Raw genomic sequence first — 10,571 nt, forward strand, 5'->3', positions numbered from 1 at the left:
TTCGACCAGGCACCCGGGCTCCGGGACCCCCATGGGGGTGTGTTGCAGCGGTGTAGTTTGCCGCCATGCAGAGCCTGACAGTCCTGGTCGCCCTCCTCACCGCCATCGATGCCGTCACCGACTGGGCCTGCGTGTGGTTCGGTTGGCGACGGCTCCACTACGCGACGAAGCCGCTGGTGATGGTGGGACTGATGGGGCTAACGGTGCTGGTGGGGCTGGTGGGGCTCGACGGCGACGGGGAGGCGGCGGCCTGGTGGCTGCTCGTCGCGCTCTTCTTCGGGATGCTCGGCGACATCTCCATGATCGGCGCCTCGACCCGGCGTTTCCTCGGCGGCGTGGGGCTGTTCTTCGTCGGCCACCTGGCGTACGCCGTGACCTTCCTCACCCTCGGCCTGGACGCCCCCACGTGGTCGTGGGTCGGCTTCGCGGCGGCGATCGCGCTGGCGATCCCGATGGGTCGGGTGCTCCACGGTGCCCGCCAGATGGGCGGCACGCCGGTCGCGGTCGCCCTGGCGGCGTACTCGCTGGTCATCGCCGCCATGCTCGTGCTCGGCTGGCTCACCGGGAGCGTGTGGATCGCCGCCGGTGCGCTGATCTTCGTGGTCAGCGACACCCTGATAGGGCTCAACCTCGCCGAGCACGGCAACCAGCCGCCGCGTCTGACCAACGTGGCGATCATGGTGACCTATCACGTCGGCCAGGCGCTGATCACGGCTGGCGTGCTACTACAGCTTGTTGCTTCATAGCGTGGATCTCGACCCGCTTCGCGGGTTCGCAAGCTCACCCGCTGCGCTCGCTCGATCCCTTCGCGTTGGTCCTGCGAGCTTCGCTCGCCGGACCAGGCTCAGGCCTCGATGACCACGGGAATGATCATCGGACGGCGGCGGTGGGTGCTGGAGACCCAGCGCCCGAACGTACGCCGGATGGCCTGCTGCAGCTGGTAGGTGTCGGTCGCGCCCTCGGAGATGGCGCGGTTGACCGCCTTGACGATCGGCTGCTTGATCGGGTCGAAGGCGTTGTCGGGCCAGACGTGGCCGCGGGCGTGGATCTCGGGTCCGCTCGAGACGACCCCGTTGACGGAGTCGACCACGACGATGATCGAGACGAAGCCCTCCTCGGAGAGGATGCGGCGGTCCTTGAGCTCGGACTCGGTGACGTCGCCGACGGTGGTGCCGTCGACGAAGACGTAGCCGCACTCGACCTTGCCGGCGATCTCGGCCTTGCCGTCGATGAGGTCGACGACGACGCCGTCCTCGGCATAGACGACGCTCTCGACGCCGGTCTGCCGGGCCAGGTCGCCGTTGGCGAGCAGGTGGCGCACCTCGCCGTGGACCGGCATCACGTTGCGCGGGCGGACGATATTGTAGCAGTAGAGCAGCTCGCCGGCGCTGGCGTGGCCGGAGACGTGCACCAGCGCGTTGCCCTTGTGGACGACGTTGGCGCCGAGGCGGGCGAGGCCGTTGATCACCCGATAGACGGAGTTCTCGTTGCCCGGGATCAGGCTGCTCGCGAGGAGCACGGTGTCGCCCGGCTCGATGTGCACGAAGTTGTGGGTGCCGTTGGCGATCCGGGACAGCGCCGACATCGGCTCGCCCTGCGAGCCGGTCGAGACCATCACGACCTTCTCCGGCGGCAGCTCGGCGAGCTCCTTGGCGTCGACGATGACGTCCTCGGGCACGTGCAGGTAGCCCAGGTCGGCGGCGATCTGCATGTTGCGGACCATCGAACGACCGACGTACGCCACCTTGCGGCCGTGCGCGACGGCGCTGTCCAGCACCTGCTGGACGCGGTGCACGTGGGAGGCGAAGCAGGCGACGATGATGCGCTGGTCGGACTCGCGGAAGACCTGCTCGATCGCGGGAGCGATCTTCTTCTCGGCGGTCGTGAATCCGGGGACCTCGGCGTTGGTGGAGTCGGTGAGGAACAGGTCCACGCCCTCCTCCCCGAGCCGCGCGAACGCGCGCAGGTCGGTGATCCGGCCGTCCAGCGGCAGCTGGTCCATCTTGAAGTCGCCGGTGTGGAGCGCCAGCCCGGCGCCGGTGCGGATCGCGACCGCGAGCGCGTCGGGGATGGAGTGGTTCACGGCGACGAACTCGAGCTCGAACGGCCCGAACGTGATCGTGTCGCCCTCACGTACCTTGTGCTGGACGGTCTCCCGCAGGCGGTGCTCGCGCAGCTTGGAGCCGAGCAGGGCCAGGGTCAGCTCGGAGCCGACCAGCGGGATGTCCTGACGCTCGCGGAGCAGGTAGGGCGTCGCACCGATGTGGTCCTCGTGACCGTGGGTCAGGACCAGCGCCTCGATGTCGCCGAGCCGGTCTCGGATCGGCCCGAAGTCGGGCAGGATCAGGTCGACGCCGGGCTGCTGCTCCTCGGGGAAGAGCACGCCGCAGTCGACGATCAGCAGCCGGCCGTCGTACTCGAAGACTGTCATGTTGCGGCCGACCTCGCCGAGACCGCCGAGAGGGGTGACCCGCAGGCCGCCCTTGGGGAGCTTGCCGGGTTCGGTCAGCTCCGGGTGTGGGTGAGACAAAGGCATTCCTTCTAGAGAAGGCCAGAGGCCTCCAGCCCGGCTCGCAGCGCCTCGACCTCGTCGTCGTCGAGCGCCACCAGCGGCCCTCGTACGTTGCGGTTGTCGATCACGCCGGTCAGCTCGAGAGCGGCCTTGGCAGTGGTGGCTCCGTAGTTGGGGACGCCCATGATGGCGTCGATCGCGGGGAGCATCCGCGCATAGGTCTTGCGGGCGGTCTCGATGTCGCTCGCCGCGAAGGCGTCGATCATCGTCCGCGTCTGGTCGCCGAGCACGTGGGCGGCGACGCTGATTACGCCGACGGCGCCGTGCGCCAGCCAGGCGAGGGTGAGGGCGTCGTCACCGGAGTAGATCGAGTAGCCCATGTCGAGCAGCCGGGTGCCGCGCGGGAAGTCGCCGGCGGCCTCCTTGACCGCGACGACGGTGTCCCAGGTGATCGCCTCGCGGTAGGTGTCGAGGGTGATCGGCGAGCCGGTGCGGCCGGGGACGTCGTAGAGGATGACGGGGGTGTCGGTGGCGGCGGCGACGGTGCGGAAGTGCTCGCGGATGCCGCGCTCGCCGGGCTTGTTGTAGTAGGGCGTCACCAGCAGCAGGCCGTCGGCGCCGACCGACGCGGCCTGCTTGGCGAGCTCGACGGTGGTGCGGGTGTCGTTGGTGCCGATGCCGGCCACGACCTTGGCGCGGTCGCCGACGGCGTCCTTGACCGCCGCCAGGATCTCACCGTCCTCGGCCGGGGTGGTGGTCGGCGACTCGCCGGTCGTGCCGGAGACGACGATGCCGTCGTGGCCGTGCTCGACCAGGTGCTTGGCGACTTTCTGGGTCTGCTCCAGATCGACCGAGCCGTCGTCGTTGAAGATCGTGACGAGTGCTGAGAGCACGGTGCCGAAGGGAGCATCAGTCATGGCGTACAGACTATCGTCAGACGCGCGGCATGACCTCGTCGGCTACGAGGGCGAGATGGTCGAGGTCGCTCAGATCGAGCACCTGGAGGTAGATCCGGCTGGCCCCCGCGTCCTCGAGACGCTTGATCTTGGCGACCACCTCGTCCGGGGTGCCGGCCAGGCCGTTCTCGCGCAGCTCGGCCGGCTCGCGGCCGATCGCCGCCGCACGGCGGGCGATGTCGTCCTCGTCCTTGCCGACACAGAGAACCTGGGCCGCTGAGTAGATCATCGAGTCGTCGCGGCCGGCGGCCTCGACGAAGCGGCCGACGTTCTCGAACAGCGCCTGCGACTCCTCGACGGAGACGAACGCGGCGTTGAACTCGTCGGCGAAGGTCGCGGCCAGCGTCGGCGTACGCTTCTTGCCACCGCCGCCCACGATCACCGGGATCGAGCCGGCGTGGCCGCGGGTCTGCACCGGCTTGGGCAGGCCCGGGCTCTCCGTGATCGTGTAGTGCTTCCCCTCGAAGCTGAACGTCTCCCCCGGCTCGGTCGCCCACAGTCCGGTGATGATCTCGAGCTGCTCCTCGAGCCGGTCGAACCGCTCCCCCAGGGCGGGGAACGGGATCCCGTACGCCGCGTGCTCCTCCTCGAACCAGCCTGCGCCCAGCCCGAGCTCGACCCGGCCGTCGGACATGTCGTCGACGTTGGCGGCCTGGATGGCCAGGACGCCCGGGAGCCGGAAGGTCGCCGAGGTGACCAGCGTGCCGAGCCGGATCGTGCTGGTGTCGCGGGCCAGGCCGGCGAGCGTCGTCCAGGCGTCGCTCGGCCCGGGCAGGCCGTCGACCGATCCCATCTTCAGGTAGTGGTCGGAGCGGAAGAACGCTCCGAACCCGAGCGCCTCGACCTTCTGGGCGACGGCGAGGATATCGGCGTAGGACGCCCCCTGCTGGGGCTCGGTGAAGATGCGCAGCTCCATGCCGTTTACCTTAGAGGGACCAGATACCTACTCGCGCGTCAGGGAGCACGGACGAGGAACACCCGGTCGTACGCCTCATGCGGCTCCCGCTTCGTCTCGACCCACTCCGCCTCGTCGAAGGGCGGATAGAGGACGTCGCCCTCCGGGGTCAGGTGGACGTAGGTGATGACCTGCTCGGTGGCGTACGGCATGGCGGCGGCGTAGACCTGCGCTCCCCCGGCGACGACCGTGTCGCCCTGCTCCGCAGCGGCCAGGGCGAGGGCGGACTCGATGTCGTGGGCGACCAGGACTCCGTCGTACGCCCAGGTCTTGTCGCGAGTCAGGACGACCGTCGTGCGGCCCGGGAGCGGGCGGCCGATGGACTCGAAGGTGGTGCGGCCCATGACGAGCGTGTGGCCCATCGTGATCGCCTTGAACTCGGCCTGCTCGCCGGGGATCTTCCAGGGGATGTCGGGGCCGTTGCCGATCACGCCGTTGTCGGCGACGGCGGCGACCATCACCACACGCCCCGAGCCGGCCCCAGGACTGGCCTCAGACGGCAACGGGAGCCTTGATCGCGGGGTGCGGGTCGTAGCCCTCCACCGTGATGTCGTCGAGCTCGAAGGCGTCGATGTCCTTGACGTCCGGGTTGAGGCGCAGCCTGGGGAGCGGCCGCGGCTCGCGGGTGAGCTGGAGACGGGCCTGCTCGATGTGGTTGCTGTAGAGGTGAGCGTCGCCGAGGGTGTGCACGAACTCACCCGGCTCGAGGCCGGTCACATGGGCGACCATGTGGGTGAGCAGGGCGTAGGAGGCGATGTTGAAGGGCACGCCGAGGAACACGTCGGCGGAGCGCTGGTAGAGCTGCAGGCTGAGCTTGCCGTCGGCGACGTAGAACTGGCACAGCGTGTGGCACGGCGGCAGCGCCATGTCGTCGATGTCGGCCGGGTTCCAAGCGCTGATCACGTGGCGGCGGCTGTCGGGATCGGTCCGGATCTGGTCGATGATCCGGGCGATCTGGTCGACGTGACGGCCGTCGGGCGTGGGCCAGGAGCGCCACTGGTAGCCGTAGACGGGGCCCAGGTCGCCGTTCTCGTCAGCCCACTCGTCCCAGATGGTGATGCCGCGCTCCTGGAGCCACCGCACGTTGGTGTCGCCGCGCAGGAACCACAGCAGCTCGCCGAAGACGGACCGGGTGTGGACCTTCTTCGTGGTCAGCAGCGGGAAGCCCTCGGCCAGGTCGTAGCGGGTCTGGTGACCGAAGACGCTGATCGTGCCCGTCCCGGTGCGGTCGGACTTCTCCACGCCCTCGTCGAGGATGCGGGTCAACAGATCGAGATAGGACTGCACGGCCCCAGCCTAGGTCACGCTCAGAGCTCGACGGTCCCACGGATGGTGGTCAGTGTGTCTCCGCCCACCCACACCTGGTCCTGCGTCCGCTCGACGTGGACCCGCCCCCTCCGCTTCATGACGGTCCCCTGCGAGGAGACGTACGCATCGGGGAGCTGCGACCCGGCCAGCCACTGCCCCAGCGCGGCATTGAGCGAACCCGTCACCGGGTCCTCGAAGGCGACGCCGTCGGCCGGGTAGAACGCCCGGACCTCGACCGCGCACTCGCCGCCTTCGGGGTAGCGCCCGACCAGACCGACCTTGTGGTCGCCCAGGACCGCGTGGTCGGGGGTGACGGCCAGGACGGCGTCAGCGTCGGCGAGCATCACGCCGACCCAGCCCGGCCCGTTGTCGCACCACCGCGCGTCCAGGATGTCCGCGCGGGTGATCTGCAGGCCGGCGGCGATGGCGACCAGGGTCTCCTCGTCGACCTCGCCGCCCCGGATCAGCTCTGGCGCGGCGAAGGCGATCCGCTCGTCGCGGCGCAGCTCGACCAGCCCGACGCCGCACTCCTGCACCAGGCGCTCGCCCTTGGGGGTGCCGCCCGCCTCCAGCCACGCGTGGGCCGACCCGAGGGTCGGGTGGCCGGCGAACGGCAGCTCATCGCTGACGGTGAAGATCCGGAGCCGGTAGTCGGCCGCCGGATCCGTGGGCGCCAGCAGGAAGGTGGTCTCGGACAGGTTGGTCCACCGCGCGAAGGCGGCCATCTGTTCATCGCTGAGGCCGTCGGCCCCGTGCACGACGGCGACCGGGTTGCCCAGCAGCGGCTCGTTGGTGAAGACGTCGACCTGGCGGAACTCGTAGGCACTCACGGCGCCGACCATATCGGTCGCGCGGACTCAGGCGGTCAGCTTCATCGGGCCGTAGACCTGGCGGTCGTGCTCGAACAGCACCACCGCGGCCACGCCCGCGTCGAGAAGGTCCTGCCAGACCTCTCCCACCCACGACTCGGCGTCGCTCTGGTTGGCGAAGCGCTGGCCGGCGAACTCCTCGTCGACCGACACCTCGGCACCCGCGGCGTCGACGAACTGCCACCACCACGGCCGCTCGGCCGCCGTCGGCTGCTTGAACACGGAGGGCACGTCGGGAATGCTCATCCGTCCTCCCGCACGTGGGAGGGGACGAAGGGCGGCTTGGTGAGCTGGAAGATCTCACGCCGGCCGCGTACGTCGATGCCGATCTCGGCCTCGGGGTTGACCGTGGTCGAGACGAGCACCAGCCCGACGCCCTTCTTCAGCGTCGGCGAGAAGGTGCCGGAGGTGACCTCGCCGACAGGTACGTCGGCGGTCAGCGACGCGGTCATGTGCGGGCGCGGGATGCCGCGACCGACGGCGACGATGCCGCGCAGGGCACGCTTCGGGCCGGCCTCCTTCTCGGCGACCAGCTTGTCGCGGCCCCAGAAGGCGTCCTTCTTCCAGCCGACGGCCCAGCCGAGGCCGGCCTCGTTGGGAGTGACGTCGAGGGTGATGTCCTGGCCGTGGAGCGGGTAGCCCATCTCCGTGCGCAGGGTGTCGCGCGCGCCGAGGCCGCACGGCAGCACGCCGAGCGCCTCACCGCGGGACAGCAGCGCGCCCCAGAGCGCTCCGGCAGCCTCGTTGGCGACGATCAGCTCATAGCCACGCTCGCCGGAGTAGCCCGACCGGCACACGACCACGCCGATCTCGTCGCCGAGCACGTCGGGGGCGGCGGCCTCCACGAAGGACATGTATTCGTGGCCCGCCGGCAGCCCGACCGCCTCGAGCAGCTCGTCGGACTTCGGGCCCTGGACGGCGAGGACCGCGTAGTCGCGGTGGTGGTCGGTGAGGGTGATGCCCTCGGGAGCCGCGGCCTCGAGCCGGCGCACGACCTCGGGGGTGTTGGCGGCGTTGGGGACGATCAGGACGTGCTCGTCGTCGCGGTAGTAGGCGATCAGGTCGTCGACGATGCCGCCGGTCTCCTCGTCGCAGCACAGCGTGTATTGCGCCTTGCCGGGCTTGATCCGGCGGAGGTCGTTGGTGAACGACGCGTTGACGAAGTCGGCCGCACCCGGACCGCTGATCATGACCTTGCCCAGGTGGCTGACGTCGAAGACGCCGACGGCCTCGCGAACCGCGGTGTGCTCCTTGACGACGCCGGTGTATTCGAGCGGCATCGACCAGCCGCCGAACTCACCGAACTTCGCACCCAGCTCCCGGTGCTTTTCGTGCAGAGGGGACTGGAGCAGCTCCGACCCGCCCCCCGTGGAGGTCTCATCAGCCATGCTGCGAACCTATCGCACCTGGTGGACACAGCCCGGTCCGTGGCCCCTCCTCCGGCGTGCCACACCTAGACTGCACGGCGTGACCCTGCCTGACATCACCTACACGCTGCGTACCGCATCTCCTGCCAAGACCCGCGCCGAGGCGGTCGTCGTCGGCATCGGGCAGGGCGCGAAGGACGTCGAGGTCGCGGCCGGCGCGGAGGACGTCAAGGCCGCCTACGGCCGCCGGTGGCGCGGGATGCTCGCCACCCTGGGCGTCAGCGGCAAGACCGGCGAGGTCACCCGCATGCCCGCCGGCCCAGAGATCGGCGCCCAGCTCCTGGTGCTGGTCGGCCTCGGGCCCTGCTCGACTTCGGGGCCTGGTGCGGACGGCACCTACTCCGCCGATGCCGTACGCCGCGCCGCCGGTGCCGCCGCTCGCTCAGTGCCCAACGCCACCTCCGTCGCGGTGGCCCTCCCCGCCGACACCCCCGAGCTGGTGCGGGCCGTCACAGAGGGGTACCTGCTCGGCGGCTACACCTATACCGCCTACAAGTCGGGCACAGCCAAGTCGGGCGAGGACAGCAAGGGGCCGAGCGACGTCGCGTTCCTGAGCGGGATCGCGCGGCGTACGGACGCGGTCACCGCCTTCGAGGAGGCGCAGATCCTGGCGCAGGCGATCGCCGGCACCCGTGAGTGGGTCAACGTGCCGCCCGCCGACCTGACTCCCCCGGCGTTCGCCGAGGCCATCGAGCACGTGGCCGGCCTGATCGACGGCGTCGAGACGACCGTCTACGACGAGAAGAAGCTCGCCGAGCTCGGCTGCGGCGGCATCCTCGCGGTGGGCATGGGCTCGGAGGCCAAGCCGCGCCTGGTCGAGCTGACCTACTCGCCCGACGACGCGCGCGGCCACATCGCCCTGGTCGGCAAGGGCATCACCTTCGACTCCGGCGGCCTCACCATCAAGCCGGGCAGCTCGATGTCCCACATGAAGTCGGACATGGCCGGTGCGGCCGCCGTCGCCCAGGCGACCTTCGCGATCGCCCGGCTCGGGCTCCCGGTGAAGGTCTCCGCGTTCGTGCCGATGGCGGAGAACATGGTCTCCGGCTCCTCCTACCGCCCCGGCGACGTCGTCACCCACTACGGAGGCACGACCGTCGAGGTCTCCAACATGGACGCCGAGGGACGGATGATCCTCGCCGACGCGCTGGTGCGGGCGACCGAGGTCTCCCCCGACGTGATCATCGACGTCGCCACGCTCACCGGCCACATGGTGGTGGCGCTGGGCGACAGGGTGAGCGGCGTGCTCGGCTCCGAGGAGGTCGTCGAGCGCATCCTCGCCGCCGCCGAGGTCGCCGGCGAGCAGATGTGGCCGATGCCCATCCCGGAATGGATGGACGAGCGAATCCGTTCCTCCAAGGTGGCCGACCTCAACCAGCACGACTGGATCCGCTGGGGCGGTGGCCTGTACGCCGCGGCGTTCCTGCGCGAGTTCACCGGCGGCCTCCCCTGGGCCCATCTCGACATCGCCGGGCCCTCCTTCAACAGCGGGGGCGCCTCGGGCCATCTCACGCCCGGAGGCACGGGTGCGGCGGTGGCAACACTGGTGGACTTCGTACGCGAGATGGCTACCGATCAGTAGTGGTCCGGTTGACACAGCGCTGCGTGGGTAGTGACAAGATGGGCTTCGTGATCGACGCCCTTGGCCGCCCTTCTGGCGGCATCATGAGTGCGTCGGGCAGGTGTCGGCCCAGACCGATGCGCCACTCTCTTCACAGAGTCTCCTCACCGGGCCATCGGCCTCGGTGGTGACGGCGCGCGTTTCCGGACATACAAGTAGAGCAACGAACAGACGTAGAACGAAGGAACCCATGGCCACCGAAGTAACTCTCCCGGCACTCGGCGAGTCCGTCACCGAGGGCACCGTCACCCGCTGGCTCAAGCAGGTCGGCGACACCGTTGCGGTCGACGAGGCTCTGCTGGAGGTCTCCACCGACAAGGTCGACACCGAGATCCCCTCCCCGGTCGCGGGCACCGTGCTCGAGATCAAGGCTGCGGAGGACGACACCGTCGAGGTCGGTGGCCTGCTCGCCATCATCGGTGCCGCCGACGAGGCCGGTGCCGCTCCCGCCGAGCCGGCGGCGCCCGCGGCCGAGCCCGCCGAGGCCGAGGCTCCCGCCCCGGCCGCCGAGCCCGAGGCTCCTGCTGCTCCGGCCGAGCCCGAGGCCCCGGCCGAGCCGGCCGCGGCCGCCGCTCCGGCTGCTCCTTCCGCGCCGGCGCCCGCCGCCGGTGGCAACGCCACCGAGGTCGAGCTTCCCGCGCTGGGCGAGTCGGTCACCGAGGGCACCGTCACCCGCTGGCTCAAGCAGGTCGGCGACACCGTCGAGGTCGACGAGGCCCTGCTCGAGGTCTCCACCGACAAGGTCGACACCGAGATCCCGTCCCCGGTGGCCGGCACCCTGCTCGAGATCAAGGTCGCCGAGGACGAGACCGTCGAGGTCGGCGCCGTGCTGGCGCTCGTCGGTGACGCCAGCGCCGCGCCGGCCGCCGAGTCCGCTCCCGCCGCCCCGGCTCCCGAGGCCGCCCCGGAGCCGACCCCGGAAC

General features: G+C 70.2%; 11 protein-coding genes. 3 read left to right on the forward strand and 8 right to left on the reverse strand.

Annotation, left to right across the window (positions count from 1 at the left end):
• Positions 1-65 precede the first annotated feature (65 nt).
• Positions 66-746, forward strand: a complete 681-nt coding sequence (locus tag G5C66_RS11795; RefSeq protein ID WP_165111146.1) for a lysoplasmalogenase — start codon at positions 66-68, stop codon at positions 744-746.
• A 98-nt stretch (positions 747-844) separates the two neighbouring features.
• On the opposite strand, the gene G5C66_RS11800 is transcribed toward G5C66_RS11795, so the two are convergent.
• The 8 genes from G5C66_RS11800 to gcvT are packed head-to-tail and all read right to left on the reverse strand — an operon-like array spanning position 845 to position 7,988.
• Positions 845-2,530 carry a ribonuclease J gene (locus tag G5C66_RS11800; protein WP_165111147.1) on the reverse strand — a complete coding sequence of 562 codons (1,686 nt, stop codon included), beginning with the start codon at positions 2,528-2,530 and terminating at the stop codon, positions 845-847.
• A gap of 11 nt (positions 2,531-2,541) precedes the next feature.
• On the reverse strand, positions 2,542-3,429 hold the full coding sequence (gene dapA / locus G5C66_RS11805; protein WP_165111148.1) for a 4-hydroxy-tetrahydrodipicolinate synthase: 888 nt from the start codon (positions 3,427-3,429) through the stop codon (positions 2,542-2,544).
• A gap of 16 nt (positions 3,430-3,445) precedes the next feature.
• Positions 3,446-4,384 (reverse strand): LLM class F420-dependent oxidoreductase, encoded by a 939-nt coding sequence (locus tag G5C66_RS11810; RefSeq protein ID WP_165111149.1) that lies wholly within the window; start codon positions 4,382-4,384, stop codon positions 3,446-3,448.
• Between the two features lie 38 nt (positions 4,385-4,422).
• Positions 4,423-4,881, reverse strand: coding sequence for a dihydrofolate reductase (locus G5C66_RS11815; protein ID WP_165111150.1), 459 nt, complete (start codon positions 4,879-4,881; stop codon positions 4,423-4,425).
• A gap of 34 nt (positions 4,882-4,915) precedes the next feature.
• Positions 4,916-5,710, reverse strand: a complete 795-nt coding sequence (locus G5C66_RS11820) for a thymidylate synthase (RefSeq protein ID WP_165111151.1) — start codon at positions 5,708-5,710, stop codon at positions 4,916-4,918.
• 20 nt (positions 5,711-5,730) lie between these two features.
• Entirely contained in the window at positions 5,731-6,561 is an 831-nt protein-coding gene (locus G5C66_RS11825) for a PhzF family phenazine biosynthesis protein (protein WP_338144152.1), read from the reverse strand.
• 27 nt (positions 6,562-6,588) lie between these two features.
• Positions 6,589-6,846: a hypothetical protein gene (locus G5C66_RS11830; RefSeq protein ID WP_165111153.1), complete on the reverse strand. Its 258-nt coding sequence runs from the start codon at positions 6,844-6,846 to the stop codon at positions 6,589-6,591.
• Positions 6,843-7,988: a glycine cleavage system aminomethyltransferase GcvT gene (gene gcvT / locus G5C66_RS11835; RefSeq protein ID WP_165111154.1), complete on the reverse strand. Its 1,146-nt coding sequence runs from the start codon at positions 7,986-7,988 to the stop codon at positions 6,843-6,845. Before gcvT ends, G5C66_RS11830 begins: the two co-directional genes overlap by 4 nt.
• A gap of 79 nt (positions 7,989-8,067) precedes the next feature.
• On the opposite strand from gcvT, the gene G5C66_RS11840 reads away from it, so the two are divergent.
• Both G5C66_RS11840 and G5C66_RS11845 read left to right on the forward strand, forming a co-directional pair.
• A complete protein-coding gene (locus tag G5C66_RS11840; protein WP_338144153.1) occupies positions 8,068-9,609 on the forward strand; it encodes a leucyl aminopeptidase in 1,542 nt (513 codons plus the stop codon).
• 229 nt (positions 9,610-9,838) lie between these two features.
• Positions 9,839-10,571 (forward strand): biotin/lipoyl-containing protein (locus G5C66_RS11845; RefSeq protein WP_338144154.1); only part of this gene is annotated, 733 nt, incomplete at its 3' end.

It is taken from the genome of Nocardioides turkmenicus (assembly GCF_011045035.1).
Taxonomy (GTDB): domain Bacteria; phylum Actinomycetota; class Actinomycetes; order Propionibacteriales; family Nocardioidaceae; genus Nocardioides; species Nocardioides turkmenicus.